Source organism: Gordonia namibiensis NBRC 108229 (genome assembly GCF_000298235.1).
Lineage (GTDB): Bacteria > Actinomycetota > Actinomycetes > Mycobacteriales > Mycobacteriaceae > Gordonia > Gordonia namibiensis.
In genome coordinates, this window is the sequence record NZ_BAHE01000019.1 from 174,794 (window position 1) to 194,173 (window position 19,380).

Annotated in this window: 10 protein-coding genes and 1 pseudogene; 4 read left to right on the forward strand and 7 right to left on the reverse strand. The window is 67.5% G+C overall.

All coding sequences use genetic code 11. The features are described from left to right. Positions 1–331 precede the first annotated feature (331 nt). Positions 332–1,087: an acetoacetate decarboxylase family protein gene (locus tag GONAM_RS12025; protein ID WP_006867027.1), complete on the forward strand. Its 756-nt coding sequence runs from the start codon at positions 332–334 to the stop codon at positions 1,085–1,087. A gap of 49 nt (positions 1,088–1,136) precedes the next feature. Next, complete coding sequence (locus GONAM_RS12030; protein ID WP_006867028.1) at positions 1,137–2,144, forward strand: pirin family protein; 1,008 nt, start codon at positions 1,137–1,139, stop codon at positions 2,142–2,144. 27 nt (positions 2,145–2,171) lie between these two features. On the opposite strand, the gene GONAM_RS12035 is transcribed toward GONAM_RS12030, so the two are convergent. Together GONAM_RS12035 and GONAM_RS12040 are read right to left on the reverse strand one after the other, a co-directional pair. Then, the gene (locus GONAM_RS12035; protein WP_006867029.1) at positions 2,172–2,873 is read right to left on the reverse strand and encodes an FMN reductase; all 702 of its coding nucleotides are present in this window, start codon (positions 2,871–2,873) and stop codon (positions 2,172–2,174) included. Next, on the reverse strand, positions 2,870–3,967 hold the full coding sequence (locus GONAM_RS12040; protein WP_006867030.1) for an LLM class flavin-dependent oxidoreductase: 1,098 nt from the start codon (positions 3,965–3,967) through the stop codon (positions 2,870–2,872). The genes GONAM_RS12035 and GONAM_RS12040 overlap by 4 nt, the downstream gene beginning before the upstream one ends. A 153-nt stretch (positions 3,968–4,120) precedes the next feature. Between GONAM_RS12040 and GONAM_RS12045 the strand changes: the two genes are divergently transcribed. Together GONAM_RS12045 and GONAM_RS12050 are read left to right on the forward strand one after the other, a co-directional pair. Beyond that, positions 4,121–4,639: an MTB12 C-terminal domain-containing protein gene (locus GONAM_RS12045; protein WP_006867031.1), complete on the forward strand. Its 519-nt coding sequence runs from the start codon at positions 4,121–4,123 to the stop codon at positions 4,637–4,639. Positions 4,640–4,718: 79 nt separating this feature from the next. Next, a complete protein-coding gene (locus tag GONAM_RS12050; RefSeq protein WP_006867032.1) occupies positions 4,719–5,372 on the forward strand; it encodes a hypothetical protein in 654 nt (217 codons plus the stop codon). 105 nt (positions 5,373–5,477) lie between these two features. Here GONAM_RS12050 and GONAM_RS12055 read toward each other — a convergent pair whose 3' ends face one another. The 5 genes and pseudogenes from GONAM_RS12055 to GONAM_RS12075 all read right to left on the reverse strand — a co-directional run. After that, positions 5,478–5,792 carry a hypothetical protein gene (locus GONAM_RS12055; RefSeq protein WP_006867033.1) on the reverse strand — a complete coding sequence of 105 codons (315 nt, stop codon included), beginning with the start codon at positions 5,790–5,792 and terminating at the stop codon, positions 5,478–5,480. A gap of 287 nt (positions 5,793–6,079) precedes the next feature. After that, positions 6,080–6,307 (reverse strand): MbtH family protein, encoded by a 228-nt coding sequence (locus GONAM_RS12060; RefSeq protein ID WP_006867034.1) that lies wholly within the window; start codon positions 6,305–6,307, stop codon positions 6,080–6,082. Between the two features lie 167 nt (positions 6,308–6,474). Continuing rightward, the gene (locus GONAM_RS12065) at positions 6,475–6,708 is read right to left on the reverse strand and encodes an MbtH family protein (RefSeq protein ID WP_006867035.1); all 234 of its coding nucleotides are present in this window, start codon (positions 6,706–6,708) and stop codon (positions 6,475–6,477) included. A gap of 57 nt (positions 6,709–6,765) precedes the next feature. Continuing rightward, positions 6,766–18,882: pseudogene (locus GONAM_RS12070) on the reverse strand (non-ribosomal peptide synthetase); the annotation flags it as partial. A 98-nt stretch (positions 18,883–18,980) separates the two neighbouring features. Beyond that, positions 18,981–19,380: condensation domain-containing protein (locus GONAM_RS12075; RefSeq protein WP_006867037.1), on the reverse strand; the 400-nt coding region annotated here is incomplete at its 5' end.

A 19,380-nucleotide genomic window follows, 5' to 3' on the forward strand; every position in this document is an offset into this window, starting at 1 on the left:
TTTCGGTGCGGCGATGCGACGTTACCCTCGGGCATCGACGACGCCCCCTTTCGTCGGCTCACCGGGCGGCCTGCACACGTCTCTCAGCAATTACACAGCGTGGCGCGACCGCACACGAGGCGAACCGTATACGACAAGTCGGACATCGGCCGGTTTCCGGCCGGGACCTGCGACAATCCTTCTCGTTTTGTCGCTTCCGGTGTCCACAGGATGGAGGACATCCGCCTTCTCCGACGTCTCCACGACCTGATCATGCAAGACTAGAACACGTTCTAGTCTTGCGTCGAACCGTTCCGGAAGACCCCACGTCAGACCAGTAGAAGGAGTACCGGTGACCGCACCCTCGTCCCACGACATCCTCGGCACCACGGTGACCATGCCCGTCGAGATCCGGCACGCGCAGTGCTTCGTCGCGGGTTTCACCGCAGACGCGGCCGCGGTCCAGCGTGCGATCGACAGCGAGTCCGCACGCCCGGGCACCCTGCGTCCGCTGCGCATCCGACCGGGACGTGCGATGTGCATGCTGGTCTTCGTCGACTACGTCGACGGCGACCTCGGGCCGTACAACGAGTTCGGTGTCTGTTTCCTCGTCGACGACCCGTCCCAACCCCCGACCTCGCCTCTCCGCGCGCTCCGCTCGCTCGCGAAGGGCGACGCGCGCGCTCTCGTGCACCGCCTCCCGGTGGACGGTGACTTCACCCTCGCGGCCGGGCGCGGGATCTGGGGCTTCCCCAAGACCCTGGCCGAGTTCGACGTCGACCACGCCTCGTCGACCCGGCACGGTCGGCTCGAGGCAGACGGTTCGCTGATCGCCGACCTGCGGATCAAACCGGGGATCAAGGTCCCGGACACGACCGCAGACACCGTGCTGCACGCCTACTCCCAACTCGACGGCGTCACCCGGCTCACGCCCTGGCGCCTGACCTCGGTGAGCGGGACCCGCACCCGCCTCGGCGGGGCGAGCCTCACGCTCGGCGACCACCCGATCGCCGCCGAAGTCCGCTCTCTGCGGCTCGGCCGGCACGCACTGATGACCAGCTCGGTACAGAAGATCACCATGCGTTTCGAGAACCCGACCGTCGTCTGAGTCGCGGTTCCCGGCACCGGGGGTCCCGACGCCGGGGAGAATGGTCGCCATGAGCAATCTGGAGGCCCAGCCGGCCGAGGTCGAATGCCGCACCGACGCCGAGAGCGCGACCAGGTCCGGGCACCTTCATCTGGAGGTCCTCACCGCACGCGACGTACCCCTCGGCGGTCCGCGCGCGATGACCGTTCACCGAACCCTCCCCCAACGCTCGCGGTCGCTCATCGGCGCGTGGTGCTTCGTCGACCACTACGGGCCCGACGACGTGGCGAGTACCGGCGGGATGGATGTGCCGCCGCATCCGCATACCGGCCTGCAGACGGTCAGCTGGTTGTTCACCGGCGAAGTCGAGCATCGCGACACGATGGGCAACCACGCGATGGTCCGCCCCGGCGAGATCAACCTGATGACCGCGGGACACGGCATCGCCCACACCGAGGTGTCGACGCCGGAGACCACGGTCCTGCACGGCGTACAGCTGTGGACCGCGCTTCCTGCCGATGCCGTCGACACCCCACGGAACTTCGCCCACCACCGCCCGGACGACGTCGTACTCGACGGGGTCACGGCCAAGGTGTTCCTCGGCGAGCTGCTCGGCACCCGATCGCCGGTGCACACGTTCACGCCGCTGCTCGGCGCCCAGCTCGACTTCGTGCCCGGCGCGACCGTCGACCTCGACGTCGATCCCACCTTCGAGCACGGCATCCTCGTCGACGCCGGGACGATCGAGGTGGCCGACACCGACGCTGCACCTCTCCAGCGCACCGAACTGGGTTACGTCGGAGTGGGCGCACAGCGACTGACGCTGACCAACGTCTCCGACGACACCGCCCGCGTGATCCTGCTCGGCGGCACCCCATTCGGCGAGGACATCGTGATGTGGTGGAACTTCATCGGCCGCACGCACGACGAGATCGTCGGATTCCGCGAGGAGTGGATGGCCCACAGTGAACGGTTCGGTCAGGTCCGGGGCTACGACGGCGACATCCAGCACCTGCCCGCACCCGCTTTGCCGCACTCTCGGCTACGTCCCCGGAAGAACACTCCGGGCCGCGCCTGACGCCGAGCCCCGCTCCCGGGGAGGCCATCACGAAGGGCCGAGCAACCGGGCGAAGTTGGCGATGCCCGCCGCCTCGATCGTCTGTTGGCGCACGTCGGGTCCCGTACCACGCGTGTCGTGCTGTGTGTCGCCGACGCGACTCCGGGTGTCTGACGCGGCACCACCCGCGGCCCGCGGCTCGATGAGCCCCGCGAGTTCGTTTGCCGCACGGTCGATTCGACCACTCAGACCGGAACCGCCGGCCGACTCGGCGCCCGCCCAGTCCTCTGACGCCGTGTACACCCCGGTCGGCACGATCACGGTTCGCAGGTAGGAGAACAGCGGGCGCAGCGCGTGATCGAGCACCATGGAGTGCCGCGGGCTGCCGCCGGTGGCGGCGATGAGCACGGGCTTGCCGGACATCGCGTCCACGTCGACCAGGTCGAAGAACATCTTGAACAGTCCGCTGTAGGAGGCGTTGAAGACCGGGGACGCCACGATCAACGCGTCCGCGGATTCCACGGCGTCGATAGCGGCGCGGGCCTGTCCGGAGGCGAACCCGACGGTCACGGCGCGGCCGAGGTCGACGGCCAGATCGCGCAGGTCGATCACCTCGACCTCGACGGCGGCCTCCCGCTCGCCGAGGGCGTCGGTCACCGCCGCCGTCATTCGGTCGATCAACATCCGCGTCGACGACGGTTCGGAGAGCCCGCCGTTCACCGCCACGAGGCGCACCGCACCCCCGTTCATGACCGCACCTCGATCTTCTCGCCCTCGCGGCGGGCGGCCACCAGCGAGGCGTGGGTCGGCGCGTCCGGGACGTCGGCGGGCCTGCCCTGAGCGAACCCCTCGCGTAGCTCGGGCAGGACCTCGCCGAGCAGGTCGAGCTGCTCGAGGACGACCTTCAACGGCAGTCCCGCATGGTCGACGAGGAACAACTGTCGCTGGTAGTCCCCGAAACTCTCGCGGAACGACAGTGTCTTGTCGACGAATTCGGCCGGGCTGCCCACCGTCAGCGGCGTCTGGGAGGTGAAGTCCTCCAGCGACGGGCCGTGACCGTAGACGGGCGCGTTGTCGAAGTACGGCCGGAACTCCCGCACCGCATCCTGGGACCGCGGCCGGATGAAGAACTGGCCGCCCAGGCCGACGATGGCCTGGTGGGCCTTGCCATGGCCGTGGTGCTCGTAGCGCTCCCGGTAGAAGGCGATCAGCCGCTGGAAGTGTTCCTTGGGCCAGAAGATGTTGTTGGCGAAGAAACCGTCGCCGTAGTACGCGGCCTGCTCGGCGATCTCCGGACTACGGATCGACCCATGCCACACGAACGGGGCCACGCCGTCGAGCGGGCGCGGGGTCGAGGTGAACGACGTGAGCGGCGTCCGGAACTTCCCCTCCCAGTCGACCACGTCCTCGGTCCAGAGCCGGTGAAGCAGGTGATAGTTCTCGATCGCGAGCGGGATGCCCTGCCGGATGTCCTGACCGAACCACGGATAGACCGGTCCGGTGTTCCCGCGCCCGAGCATCAGGTCGACGCGGCCGTCGGCGAGATGCTGAAGCATGGCGAAGTCCTCGGCGATCTTCACCGGGTCGTTGGTGGTGATGAGCGTGGTCGCGGTACTGAGCTGCAGCCGTTCCGTCTGCGCCGCGATGTAGGCGAGGGTCGTCGTCGGCGAGGACGAGAAGAACGGCTCGTTGTGGTGCTCACCGAGGGCGAACACGTCGAGGCCGATGTCCTCGGCCTTCTTGGCGATCTCGACGATCGCCTTGATCCGTTCGTTCTCGGTGGGTGTCCGGCCCGTGGTGGGATCCGTCGTGATGTCGCTGACGCTGAAGATTCCGAACTGCATGTCGCGCCTTTCGTTGCGTACGATCGCGCTGCCCTGGCAGCCTCGACCACCATAACCGGACCGCGGTCCGATTAATTCCCCCTGATCGCTGGGTTAGTGTTGGCTTACTACTCCGCGGTACCGACCGCGGAGGCGTCGCATGAAGGGGAATCAATGAAGATCCGGAAGTCCGTCGCCGCCATCGCCCTGGCCGGGTCCGCGCTGTTCGTCGCCACCGCCTGCTCGTCCGAGGACGTGGACGAGGCCACCAGCAAGGTGTCGACCGCAGTCGAGTCCGCCGCATCCGAGGTCTCCACCGCCGCTGGCGACGCGATCGACGAGGTCACCGGCCTCAGCGACTCGAAGGCCCAGGACATCCTGCGCAAGGCCGTCGACCCCGCAACCCCTGCCGACGAGCTCGACTCGGTCGTCGACACCTCGGACCCCGCCACCAAGGCTGCGCTCATCGCCTTCGCGAAGGGTTCGTCGGCCGCCGGCTACACCCCCGAGGTCTACACCGTGAAGGACGTGTCGAAGGACGGTGACAACAAGGCCGTCGCCACGGTGGCCGTCGCCAGCCCTCATGCCCCGGCCCCGGTCGACATCAAGCTCACCTATGTCGACGCCGATGGCGGATGGAAGCTCAGCGGCGATGCTGTCACCCAGCTCGCCGGAATGGCGACCGACCACTGACACCGGCCGGCACCTCCTCGTCGCCGGTAGACTCGCCCGGGTACGGCCCGTCCCGCGAGCCGGCGAGCGAGGAGGTGCCGTGCGCGTCGACATTCCCACCCAGCCGTTCTCACCGGCGATCACCGAACGTCATGAGCGATGGCCCGCGGTCAACGATCTCGACGACAATGCACTCCCGGTCGTGCCGGACGCCGCAGTAGAGGCCGCGCCTCCTGCCCTACACTCGACATCCGGTCCCGCCCCACGGCCCGCCACACGTGTCGAGACCCGTCTCCGCCCCGCGCCGGAAGATCACGCCGCCCTCCCACCGGTGGGCGACTTCTGGGGCCTGCAGAACTCCGTCGAGCAGAGTCCCGTTCTCGGCTCCACTTCTTCCGCACCCGCTCGGCTCTCGGGCGGGCGGCCGGTGCCATTCGTCGGTTCACGGCCGACCCCGGCCGTCCGGCCGTTGCCGTATTCGCCGCCCGCGGCGCGGCGTACGGTCGCACCCGCCGCGTCGCTGGCGCTGACCACCGGTCTGATCGCGATTCCCATGACCCTCGCCCTCGGACTCGGCGCGATTCTCGGCATGGTCGCCATCGTCTCGGGAATCGTCGGTATCAAGCAGATCAACCGGGCGCCGATGAACCGCAAGGGAACCGGCCGCGCCGTCACCGGGATCGTGTGCGGTGTCGGCAGCGTAGTCGTCGGCGGGCCGATTCTGCTGCTTCTGGCGTTGGTCTTCGGTCTCTGACGCTCTGACGACCGGCCCGTGTCGTCGAATCCTCGGCCCCATAGAGACATCGAGACCTGCCCGGCTGTACCGGGCAGGTCTCGATTCAAGTTGTGGGTGCGGAGACTAACTCACCGCACGTAGATGGGTACGCGCCGGCGCAACCGCTCCCCGCCCGCGCCCCAGCCAGGCTTCGACCTCGCCGAGGACCTGCATTCGGGCCTCCAGCGGTTGAACTTCGCCCAGCGTCGGCAGGCAGTTCATCAGGGCGGCGTAGAACGCAGCAGCCTGAGACATGCCATGCGCGGAACACACATGATCGTATTCATCGATTCGATGTGCGAGCTCACCGTAGGTGAGTGCCTTGTCGCCCAACCGAACTGCGGTCAGCTTCGGCGTTATCGCGCCACGATCCTGGATGTCGTGCACTAGATCGTTCATGAGTGACTACCTTCCCCCCCGCCCATAATGGCGTGACCGCGGCGTCCCTGCCTCCCCAGACATTGGTACGTTGCGGCCCTTCAACACAGTGTGCCCTACCCCACGAAATATGGGGACTCTTGCTTCAGCATCTGTGGCACATTCCACAAGCGGTTCTGCGTGGAGAATGTGACTCCATGTTACTGCTGAGGCGTCAGTTACGGCAGTTCATCACTCTTGTTTCGTTGAGTTGTTATTCGCGCGGAATCGTCCCGATATTCCGGTAGGTCGATTCCGGACAAACCGGATCAGGATCCGGCGGCCTTGTCGGCCTCCATGGCCTCGATGAGACTCTTGGGCCGCAGATCGGTCCAGTTCTGCTCGACGTATTCCAGGCAAGCAGCACGGCTGTCCTCACCGAAGACCTTCGTCCAGCCCGCCGGGATGTCGGCGAAGGTCGGCCACAGCGAGTGCTGGTTCTCGTCGTTGACGAGCACGAAGAAGCGGCCGTCCTCGTCATCGAATGGATTCGTCATAGTCGTACCTATCGTCGGGAGCCGACGTCGGTCGGCTCGGAACACGGTCGTGTCAATCGTAGGCAACCCGATCCCGGATCACGGCGCCTACGGGCCATGACCCCGCCACGATCGGTGACTTTCATCCGATCGAGGTCTCGAATGGATCACGGGGATCGGGCGATGACCTATTTCGCGGCTTCCCCTGCCCGATCTGCCTCCATCGCGTCGATCAGACTCTTCGGCCGCAGGTCGGTCCAGTTCTGCTCGACGTATTCGAGGCAAGCGGCACGGCTGTCCTCGCCGAAGACCTTGGTCCAGCCCGCCGGGATGTCGGCGAAGGTCGGCCACAGCGAGTGCTGGTTCTCGTCGTTGACGAGCACGAAGAAGCGGCCGTCCTCGTCATCGAATGGATTGGTCATCAATGTCTCCTCATCTGTTTCTAGCGTCGGGATAGATTGCCTCGTCCGGCATCCGGTCTACTCGGGCGAATCGATACCCGACTCGCCGTTCGCGAGTGCCTGCTCGACCCGCGGTCCGATGACCGCGAGCGACGCGGCGTCGGTCATGCCGAGGTGGTGGGTCGGGACATCGGTGTTGTCGATGGGCCCGGAGACGTGCGCCCGCCACCCCTCGGGGATCGCGGCCGGGTTCTCCTTGTCATTCGTCGCGGTGAAGATCTGGACCGAGCCGACGTACTGCTGCGGGCGGTAGGCCAACAGCATGTCCGCGGACACGGCGAAGCTGTCCATCACGCGGTCGACGACGTCCTCGGCGAGCAAACCCATCCCGGCGATCTGCGTCCGCACGATGTCGGCGACCTCTTCCGCACTCTCCGCCTTCACCGCGTCGTCGAGATCGAACAGATCGCGCCAGCCGCCCAGGATGTCGGCGGCGTGGTCCGGGTTCGTCGCGGACTCCTCCTCGACGACCGCTGCGGGGACCTCCCCGTCGACCGCCGGTGTGGTGTCCATGATGCCGAGGTAGGCGACGCGTTCACCGACCGCCTGCAGGCGTGTGGCCATCGCATGAGCGATGATCCCGCCGATCGACCACCCGAGCAGGTGGTACGGGCCTTCGGGCTGCACCCGGCGGATCTCCTCGACATAACGCGCGGCGAGTTCGTGCGCGTCGGTCGCAGAGTCCTCACCGTTGACGACGTGAGGATCCTGCAGGCCGTAGATCGGCCGATCGGAGATGTACGGCGCGAAACCACCGTAGAACCAGGCGAGGCCGCCGGCCGGATGCACACAGAACAGCGGCGGCCGGGCGCCGTCGCCGCGCAGGGTGATCAGCACGTCGTTCCCGCGTGCACCGCCCTCGTCGATGCGTCGGGCCAACTCACGGACGGTGGGATCGCTGAACAGCCAACGGAGTTCGAGCGGAAGGCCATGGTCGTGCACCCGCGACACGACCTGGGTCGCCGACAGCGAGTTTCCGCCGAGGTCGAAGAACGACTCGGTTGCCGACACGCGTTCGATACCCAGGATGTCGGCGAAGACCTCCGCGATGACCCTTTCGTTCTTCGTTTCGGGTTCGACGTGGTCTGCGGTCACCACCACCGGCTCGGGCAGGGCGGCCTTGTCGAGCTTGCCGACGGGCGTCATGGGCAACGCATCGAGACGCGTCAGGGTTGCCGGGACCATGAAGGACGGGAGTCGCCGGCCGATGAACTCGCGGAGCTCTTCGTCGGCGACGTCCCCGGTGGTCACCACGTAGGCGGCCAGGGACGACGCGACCGCGCCGCCCACGCCGATGACGACCGCGGAGTCGACCGCGGGGTGCGCGGTGAGTGCGGATTCGATCTCACCGAGTTCGATCCGGAGACCGCGCAGCTTGACCTGGTCGTCCGCGCGACCGGAGAAGACGAGAGCCAGTGCGCCGTCGGCGGTACGCGCCCAACGCACGACGTCTCCAGTGCGATACATTCGCGAACCGTCCGACCCGAAGGGGTCGGCGACGAACCGCTCCGCAGTCACATCTGACCTGTTCAGGTAGCCGCGTGACAGGTGCAGGCCGGTGACGTACAGCTCCCCCGGGACACCTACCGGTACCGGGTGCAGGCGATTGTCCAGTACCTGCATCCCGACGCCGGCGTAAGGACCGCCGAGCAGCACCGGGTCGCCCGGTTGCGCCGGCTCACTGGTGCTCACAACGATGGTGGTCTCGGTCGGCCCGTACATGATCTGGGTCCGAACGACCGCAGACCACTCATCCTGTAGCGCTTGCGGAACCGCTTCCCCGCCGACGAACACCAGTTCCACCGAGTCCAGCCCTCGAGGGTCGAGCGTCGAGAGAACCATGGGGGTGAGGAACATGTGAGTCACCCGGTGTTCGTTCACGAACTGCCCCAAGGCTGCCCCACCGACCGCTTCGGCAGGACGGTAGACGATCTCTCCACCGGAGCTCACTGCCAGCAGGTATTCGAGGAGTGACGCGTCGAAGCTCGGCGAAGCGAATCCGAGAACACGAACCGGACCCGACACCGACCCGTGCCGGAGCTCCTCACGGGCGAAGTTGGCAAGGCCCGTGTGGCTCACCGCCACGCCCTTGGGTCGGCCGGTCGAACCCGACGTGTAGATGACGTAGGCGACGTTGTCCACGCGGACGGGAGCGAGGCGCTCGCTCTCCTCCAGGGCCCCGGACGCCAACTCCGAGAGATCGACGTCCTCGAGGCGATGCCACGTGATCCCCTCGCGGGGTAACGGCCCGGCGACCTCTGTCGTGATCCCGATGGATGCACCGGAGTCGGCAACCATCATCGCAACTCGCTCAGCCGGATAGTCGGGGTCGACCGGTACGTAACCACCGCCGGCCTTGGCGACCGCCCAGATCGCGGTGAGCATGTCGGCCGATCGCGGAATCGCCACCGCCACGAGGGATTCCGGACCGATGCCGCGGGCGATGAGCCAACGGGCGTACTTGTTCGACCGCGCATCGAGTTCCGCGTAGGTGAGGGAGCGCCCGGAGGCATCGGTCACCGCCACGCGCTCGGGCCACGAACGGGCAGCTCTCTCGAACGTCTCCGAGAGTAGTTCCGGCCGTGCGACCCGACCACCCGAGACCGGGGTGAGTTTCCTGGTCGACGACTCTGCGAGGTACCGCGCATCGCCGACCGGAGCAGTCGTGTCGGCTGTGAGCACGTCCAACAACTCGACCAGCCAGTCACCGATCCGCTGAGCCGACGGCTCGTCGAACAGGTCAGTGGCGTAGGTCAGCCTGGCACGCCATGGCTCGCCGGGACTCGTGGCGGCGGCGACACTCACCAGGAGGTCGACCTTCGCCGGCGTCGACGCGATCGGTAGAGGCGCGATCGTGAGATCGCCGACGGCCCCTGAGGGCAGGTCATCCGCGCCGGGTAGGCCCCCCGCAGCCTGATCGAAGGTGAGCCACACCTGGCTGAGAGGTGCAAAGGCTCCCGACCGCGTCGGCTTGAGGGCGTCGACGACGGTCTCGAACGGCACGTCGGCGTGCGCAAACGCTTCGACGTCGGCCGTCTTGACCCGCTCGAGCATCTCCCCGAAGGACTCCCCGGACGCGACCTGCGTCCGGAGTACCAGGGTATTGACGAACATGCCGACGACCCGCTCGAGTTCTTCCTGTCCGCGACCGGCGATCGGCGTGCCGATCGCGATGTCGTCTGTCCCGGACAGCCTGGCGAGGAGCGTCGCCAGGGCGGCGTGGACCACCATGAAGTCGGTGACGCCGTTGGCGTGCGCGACCGCGACGATCCGATCGGCGACTCCCGCCGGGATCCGCAGGTCGACCGTCGCGCCGGCACCCGACGCGGTCGCCGGACGGGGCCGGTCGGTGGGCAGGTCGAGCACATCCGGCAGACCGGTGAGGCGCTCGCGCCAGTAGGCCAGCTGCGATCCGAGGACGGTTGTCGGGTCGTCGGGAGAACCGAGTACTTCGTGTTGCCAGAGTGAGTAATCTGCGTACTGCACTGGCAGCGGTGCGAACTCGGGCACGGCATCCGCACTTCTCGCGACGTATGCGCCCACCAGATCGGTGACCAGCGGGGTGACCGACTCGCCGTCGGCGGCGATGTGGTGCACAACCAGCGCGAACAGGTGCTCATGTTCAGAGATGCGCAACCACCGCGCGCGTATCGACCACTGCTTGGTGACCTCGAACCCGGTGGCCACGTCCCGCTCGAGAGCGGCCTGGTCAGGGGCCTCGGCCCAGTCCAGTCGGTCGGCAACGTCTGGGGCGGGATGAATGCGCTGCACCGGCCGCCCCTCGATCGAGGGGAAAGTGGTACGCAGGGATTCGTGGCGCACGACGACGTCTTCCACGGCCTTACGCAGCGCACCGATGTCCAACGGTCCGGTCAGTCGCAAGACTGCCGGGATGTTGTATGTCGGTGACTTCCAGTCGAACTGGTTGATGAACCACATCCGCTGCTGTGCGAAGGACAGTGGAACGGTTTCGGGCCGCGGCTCGACCGCGACGATCGGCGGCAGGCCGCGTCCTCCGGTAGCGGCTGCGGCAACCAGTTCACGGACGCTGGGCGCGTCGAAGACGTCGCGGACCGAGATGTCCGCACCGAGGGCCACCCCCGCCCGCGAGGCCAGTCGCATTGCCGAGAGCGAGTTGCCACCCATGTCGAAGAAGCTGTCGGTGACGCCGATCCGGTCGACACCGAGCACCTCCGCGAAGACCTCCGCGACCCGTGCCTCGTCGTCCGTTTCCGGCGCCACGTACTCACTCGAGGTGAACTCGGGAGCGGGCAACGACTTCCGATCGAGCTTGCCCGCGTTGTTGAGCGGGATCTCGTCCAACACCATCCACACCGTCGGGCGCATGTACTCGGGCAGCGGTGTCGCGATGGTGGCCTTGATCGCATCGACATCAACCGTCTCGCCGGGTGCGCCGGACACATACGCAACGAGGTGTTCGCCACCGTCCGGGGCCTGAGCGACGGCCACCGCGGTGTGCACGACGCCGGGCGCCTGTGCGATCGCGGCCTCGATCTCACCGAGCTCGATCCGCTGGCCGCGGAGCTTCACCTGGAAGTCCGTTCGGCCCAGGTACTCCAGCTCACCGGAAGCGTTGCGGCGCACCAGGTCACCGGTGCGGTACATCCGCGCACCGGGCTCGCCGAACGGATCCGCGAGAAAACGATCAGCGGTGAGATCGGGTCGTGCGGCGTAGCCACGCGCCAACTGGACACCGCCGACGTAGAGCTCGCCGGGCACCCCGGCCGGCACCTGGTTCAGGCGTCCGTCGAGTACGTAGGCCGTCGAATTCCACACCGGCACACCGATGGGAACGGTGTCACCGATCTCGTCGAGCTGCTGATAGGTGATCTCGACGGCGGCTTCGGTCGGACCGTACAGGTTGTACAACAACGCATCCGGTATCGCGGCACGGGTTTCGGCGGCCACTGCCGGCGGTAGGGCTTCGCCCGTCGTCGAGACGATCCGCAGACAGTCGAGCCGCGCCAACCGTTCCGGACCGGCGAGCTCGAGGAACACCGACAGCATCGACGGCACGAAGTGAACCATCGTCGCCCCGGTGTCGGCGATCAGATCGGCCAGGTACGGCGGGTTGAGATGGCCGTCGGGTTCGGCGATCAGCAGCCGCGAACCCTGCATCAGCGGACCGAACAGTTCCGCGACCGAGCAGTCGAAGGTGTAGGGCGTCTTGAGGACCACCATGTCGTCGGCACCGATGGGCAGTTCGTCCAGACCCCAACGCAACCGGTTGACGACGGCGTCGTGCGGCAAGGTCACACCCTTGGGCCGACCGGTCGAACCGGAGGTGAAGATCGTGTACGCGGCATGCTGTGGACGCAGTCGACCACGCCGTTCGGTGTCGGTGAGCGGCGCGACAGAACCCTCGATCGGAGCCGACGCGTCGACCGCGATGACCCTGACCTTGTCGCCGAGCCCGGAGATCGGCTCGGGGACGGGCAGTCCGGCATGTACCAGTGCGACGGTCGCACCTGACGTCTCGACCATGTACTCGGCTCGGTCGACCGGTGCGGCGGTGTCGACGGGAACGTACTGTCCGCCGGCGGTGACGATCGCATGAATCGCGACCAGCAGCTCCACCGACCGTGGGATGCACACGGCCACAGCGACATCCGGGCCGACACCGGCAGCGATCAGCTGCCGGGCCAAGGTGTTCACCCGTGCGCCCAGTTCGCTGTAGGTGACACTCCGGTCCCGGAACACGAGCGCTTCGCGACCGGGGTACGCGGCGACACTGGCGGCGAGCGCGGACGCCAGGTCCTCGGTCGGCAACGGCCTGGTGAGGCCCTGCTGCCCTGCGGTGATCACCGCTGCCTCGTCGGCCCCGAGGATCGAGACGTCTCCGACCGGCACGTGCACGTCGTCGGTGAGCGCATCGAGCAGCGTGACGAAGCGGGTGGCCAGGGTGTGCGCCGTCGACTCGTCGAACAGATCGACGGCGAATACGACCGCGCCCTGCCAGTCACCGGTGGGCGCCGAATTGACCATGAACGTCAGATCCACCTGCGCCGGCCGGCTGTCGATCTCGACACCGGAGAACACCAGGTCACCCACCGGAAAACCGGTCGACCGCGCGGCTCCGCCCGGGTCGAGGGTGAGCATTACCTGGGCCAGCGGCGCGAAAGCCTCGCTGCGCACCGGGTTCACCGCGTCCACCACGGTCTCGAACGGGACGTCGGCGTTCTCGAAGGCCCCCAGCGCGGTGGTGCGGGTCCGGGAGACGACATCGACGAAGGACTCACCGAGATCGATCTTCGACCGCAGGACCAGCGTGTTGACGAACATGCCGATCAGCGGGTCGAGTTCGGGCCGGCCGCGGCCGGCGACCGGGGTGGCGATGGCGATGTCATCGGTCGCCGACATCCGCGCGAGCAGCGTTGCCAGCGCAGCGTCGAGCACCATGAACGGCGTCGCGCCGGTGCGGGTGGCGACGTCGCCGATGCGGCGGGCCAGATTCTCCGGGATGGTGAACGCAGTGGCCCCGCCCCGACCGGAGGCGACTCTGGGCCGCGGCCGGTCGTAGGGCAGTTCGAGCACGTCGGGCATCCCGGCGAGTGCCTCGCGCCAGTATCCGAGTTGCTTGCCGATGACCGACCCGGCATCGTCGGGTGAACCGAGGACCTCGTGCTGCCAGATCGCGAAATCCGCGAATTGCACTCCAAGCGGCGCGCATTCAGGCGCGAAGCCCTCGTGTCGAGCACTATACGCGGCCGCCAGATCGGAGATCAGCGGACGCAGGGACTCACCGTCGGCAGCGATGTGATGGATCACGATCGCGAGCACATGCTCGTCGGTACCCACCGGCCACAGCCGGACCCGGATCGGCCAGTCGACGGCGAGGTCGAACTCGGTGGTGACCGCGGCCTGGATGTCTGCCATCGACTCCGCGGTGCCCCAGTCGAAGCGGGCGGCCACCTCCTGAGCGTCGGCGACCTCCTGGTATGGCACACCGTCGACGGCGGGGAACGTGGTCCGAAGCACCTCGTGTCGCATCGCGAGGTCGATGAAGGCGGCTCGGAGTGCAGACACGTCCAGAGGTCCGGACAGTCGCAGTACGTTCGGCAGGTTGTATGTGGCATTGCCGGGTTCGAACCGGTTGATGAACCACATCCGCTGCTGCGCGAACGACAACGGCACCCGGTCGGGCCGCGGTTCGACGGCAACGATCGGCGGCAGCGCAGGGCTGCGTCCCGCGACGGCCTCGACCAGTTCACGGACGGAAGGCGCGTCGAACACGTCCCGGACACGGACTTCGGCATCCAGTGCAGCCGACACGCGCGCTGCCAATCGGGCCGCGTTGAGGGACGTACCGCCGAGATCGAAGAAGGACTCGGTGACGCTGACCTGCTCGATGCCGAGGATGTCGGCGAAGACCGCGGCGACCGCTTCTTCGTCGGCACCGACCGGTGCGACGACGTCGACTCCGCCGAAATCCGGTGCGGGCAGGCGCTCCCGATCGACCTTGCCGGCCGCGTTGACCGGCATGTCGTCGAGCAGCGTCCACACGGCGGGGCGCATGAACGGGAGCAGCCGCTCGGCGGCGTGGTCACGCAGTGCGGTCACCGTGACGTCGGCGTCGGCGGTGACATAGGCGACGAGACTCTGTGCGCCGGTGGGGGTCTCGAGGACCGTGACGACGACCTCGCGGACACCTGGCGTGGATGCGATCACCGACTCGATCTCGCCGAGTTCGATTCGCTGGCCACGGAGTTTGACCTGGAAGTCGACGCGTCCGAGGTATTCGATCTGACCGTCGGCGCGCCAGCGCACGATGTCGCCGGTCCGGTACATGCGCGAACCCGCGGGTCCGCTGGGATCCGCGACGAACCTTTCGGCCGTCAGACCCGGGCGGCCGATGTAGCCGCGCGCTATCTGAACGCCGCCGAGGTACAGCTCACCGGGTACGCCGACCGGCACCGGATGCAGTCTCGTGTCGAGAATCTGAGCGGTGCCGTGCGGGGTGGGGACGCCGATGGGCACTGCCCCGAGCCCGGAACCGACCTCGGCGATCGTCGAGTAGATGACGGTTTCGGTTGGCCCGTACTGGTTGTGGAGGCTTGCCTGCGGCCAGACCCGGTGCATCGCATCGGCGAGGGCAGGGGGCAGCGCCTCGCCGCCGAGCTGAACGGTCCGCACCGAACCCATCGCCGCGAAATCCTCGTCGGACAGTTCGCCGAGCATCAGCGACAACATCGAAGGAACCATCATGATCGAGGTGACACGATGCCGGATCACGTAGTCCCGCAACGCCCACGGGTCACGCTGCTGACCCTGTCCGACGATGACGAGCGCGCCCTGGCTGATGACCGGACGGAACAGGTCGAGCACCGACGGGTCGAAGGTGAAGTCGAGCACCGCCAGGATCACATCGGCCGAAGTGAATTCGTGGTCGAGGTGATCGGCGTGCAGCATCGCCATCGCCGCGCGGTGAGACACGGTGACGCCCTTGGGCTTACCGGTCGAACCCGAGGTGAAGATGGTGTACATCGCGTGGTCGGCGTGGAGCGGCGCGGTGCGATCGGCATCGGTGATGGTCGACGTGTCGCCGGTCAAGGGAGCCGACGCGTCCACCTCGACGACTTTCACGGTTCCGGGCTCCACACGGTCGGCGGCCTCGCGCGCATGCGCGGAAACGATGAACACGTCGGCGCCGGTGGCGTCGAGGATGTAGCGGACCCGCTCCGCGGGCGCGTCGACGGAGACGGGGACGAAATGGCCTCCGGCGGCGATCACGGCGTGTGAGGCGATCACCATCTCCATCGAGCGCGGCAGCGAGATCGCCACGGGGACGTCAGGACCGACGCCCAGACTGATCAGCTGTCGCGCAACCGCATTGGTGCGGTCGGTGAGCTCCTGGTAGTCGATGGTGCGGTCACCGTCGATCACCGCGGTGGAGTGCATGAACGACGGCTCCACCTTCTCCACCAGATCGGCAAGGGTTCCGGTCCGGAGCCCCGCCGCGCGATCGGTTGTCGATCCCGACCAGTCCGCGATCTGCGACCGCTCTTCGGCGTCCAGAAGGTCTATGTCGCCGACGAGGACCTCGGGCTCGGCGACGACCGCGGCCAGCACCCGGATCAGCCGATCCACCGTTGCGCGAACCGTCGTCTCGTCGAAGAGGTCAGTCGCATAGGTGACCGATCCCGACCATGAATCACCCGTGGGAGCGGTGTGCATCCCGAAACCGAGGTCGACCTTGGCGAGCGTGGGTCCGTCCTCGACCGGGGAGACGACCAGCCCGTTGGGCAGTTCAGCCGAACTCTGGCCCGCTCCCTGTTCGACCGTCAACCAGACCTGGGTCAGCGGGGCGAAAGCCGCACTGCGGACCGGGTCGACCGCCTCGACGACCGACTCGAAAGCGACGTCGGCGTGTGCGAATGCAGCCAGATCGGTGTTGCGGACGTCGGCGAGCAGCTCGGCGAAGCTCGCCGAACCGTCGACGCGCGATCGCAGTACGAGAGTGTTGACGAACATGCCGACGAGCGGTTCGAGTTCACGCTGCCCGCGACCGGCGAACGGCGACCCGATGGCGAGATCGTCGCTGCCCGACAGTCGTGCGAGTACGACGGCCAGGGCGGCGTGCACGACCATGTACGGGGTGACACCCCGTTGGGCGGCGAGTCTCGTGATCCCGTCGGCGACGTCGGCCGGGACCTCGAAGGTGGTTCGCGCGCCACGACCGCTCGCGGTCTGGGGGCGCGGACGATCCGTCGGCAACTCCAGAACGTCTGGTAGGCCTGCCAGTTGCTCGGTCCAGTACGCGAGCTGCCGGCCGACCACAGAGGACGAGTCCTCGGGTGAGCCCAACACCTCTCGCTGCCACAACGCGTAGTCGGCGTACTGCACCTCCAGCGGCGCGAACACCGGCGACTGGCCGGTCGATCGCGCGAGGTAAGCGGTGACCAGGTCGGTTACCAGTGGCGCGAACGACTCACCGTCGGAAGCGATGTGGTGCATGACCACCGCGATCACGTGCTCGGCCGGGTTGACCTCCCAGACACGCACTCGCACCGGCCATTCCCGCTCCAGGACGAAACCGGTCGAGACCGCTGCCTCGATGTCGGCGACCGAGCCGACATGTCGCCAGTCCAGATGCTCAGGGATCTCGGAGATGTCGTGCACCGACTGGAACGGCGTGCCATCGGCATCCGGGAATGTCGTCCGAAGCGTCTCGTGCCGGGCCACGACGTCACCCACCGCTGCGCGAAGGGCCGTGACATCGAGGTCGCCGGTGACCCGCAGGACCACCGGGATGTTGTACATACCGCTGGCCGGGTCGAGCTTGTTGATGAACCACATCCGCTGCTGCGCGTACGACAGCGGGATGAGTTCGGGGCGCGGATCCACGCGGTGCACGGGTGGCAGCGAAGACTCACGCCCCCGGACTGCGGTCACGAGTTCGCGAACGCTCGGCGCGTCGAAGACGTCGCGCACCGACACTCCGACCCCGAGTTCGTTGGAGACCCGAGCCGCGATGCGCGTGGCCGACAGCGAACTGCCGCCCAGATCGAAGAATGATTCTGTGACGCCGACACGGTCGAGACCGAGGAGCTCGGCGAAGAGTTTGGCGACCGTCTGCTCGTCGGCGGTCTCGGGTGCCACGTATTCGGCCGCACCGAAGTCGGGGGCCGGCAGCGAACGGCGGTCTACCTTGCCCGCGGTGTTCAGGGGCATGGACGCCAGCGGGACCCACGTACCGGGTCGCATGTACTCCGGCAACCGCGAGGCAACACTCTTGTGGACCGCGTCGAGGTCGATGTCATCAGGTGACAAGTACCCGACGAGCACCTGGCCGCCAGGGGCGTCGACGACCGAGGCGGCCGAGTGCACCACACCGGGAGCCGCCGCGATAGCCGCCTCGACCTCGCCGAGCTCGAGGCGTTGGCCGCGCAGTTTCACCTGGAAATCGGTGCGGCCGAGGTACTCGATGGCGCCACTGGTGTTCCAGCGCACCAGATCGCCGGTGCGATACAGGCGTGAGCCAGGGGTGCCGAACGGGTTGGCGACGAAGCGTTCGGAAGTCAGGTCCGAACGCGCTGCGTAACCGCGTGCCACCTGCACGCCCCCGAGATACAACTCGCCGGGGACACCGACCGGGACCGGTTTCAGAGATGAATCCAGAACGAAGGTCTGCGTGTCGGGAACGGGAACGCCGATCGGCACATTCCGATCGCCGGCTACCACCGGCTGGGCGGTGACGTCGACGGCCGCCTCGGTCGGACCGTAGAGATTGTGGATCTCGAGTCCTGGGAGCGCTGCGAGCGCAGGTCCGGCGACCGCCGCAGTGAGCGCCTCTCCCGAGGTGAAGAGCAGACGGAGTCCGGTGAGTTCGCCGACCCGGTCGCCGAGGACATCGGTGAAAGCCGACAGCATCGACGGCACGAAGTGCACGACCGTCACGGACTCGGCTGAGATGAGGTCGGCGACGTATTCGGGATCTCCGTGGCGACCCGGTTCCGCGATGACCAGGGTGGCGCCGAGGCCGGTGGGCAGGAAGAGTTCCCACACCGACACGTCGAAGGTGATCGGGGTTTTCTGGACGAAGACATCGTCGGCGGTCAACGAGTACCACTCGCGCATCCAGCGGAGCCGGTTGGCGACGGCCCGGTGTGAGACGGTGACGCCCTTGGGCCGACCGGTCGAGCCGGAGGTGAAGATCGTGTACGCAGCGGTCTCACCGTGAACGGGTGCGAGCCGGTCGGCGTCGGTGATCGGGGCGGCATCGGGCGTCGGACCGCTGCAATCCACGATCCGGACCGCGGCCATCCCGTTGTACCGATCGCGCGCCGCCTCGGCCTCGTCTGCGACCAGGACCAGCCGAGCACCAGAGGTCGTGACCATATAGCGCAGACGTTCGTCGGGCAGCTGCGCGTCGAGCGGCACGTAGTGTCCGCCGGCAGCGGTGATCGCGTGAACGGCGACCAGGAGCTCCACAGACCGCTCGATCTCGACGCCCACCGCGACCTCGGGGCCGACGCCATCCGCGATGAGCTCGCGTGCGAGGTCGGCGACACGTGCGGTGAACTCGTCTCGCGACACCCGACGCCCGCCGAACACCAGAGCCGGAGAGGGCGACGCGGTCTGTGTCGTGGTGTGAGTCCTGTTCAGCTCCGACACGTTCCGTTGACTCTCCTCGTCGTTTCCGGTGCGAGCACCGCCGTGGTTTCCGGTGCGAGCACCTTCGGGGCGCCCGCTGCGTTCTGCGCCGTTTCTCATCAGAGGCTACCCGTCGCGAACTCGATCAAAGTCTCCTCCGCAGGGCCGGCCAACACCCCGCCCCGCGACCAACCGAGGACTTCGTCGTGTTCTGCGCGGGTCATCAGCGGGGCCTCGGCCACGGGGGCATCCGGCCACGCGATCAGGTACTCGAGAACGTCGACGAACCGATCGGCCAGCCTCCGCGCGCCCGCAGCGTCGAACAGGTCGGTGGCGTAGACGAGTCGCACCTCCCCGTTGTCGCGACGGTTGGTGCCGACGGTCAGGGTGAGGTCGTACTGCGCAGGCACCACCGGAGACTCCACCGGGGTCACGGTCAGCTCTCCTGCTTCGGCATGCTCGTCCCCGGATTCGGCTGTGGTCTGGTCGACGACGGTCACCATCACCTGTGCGAGGGGT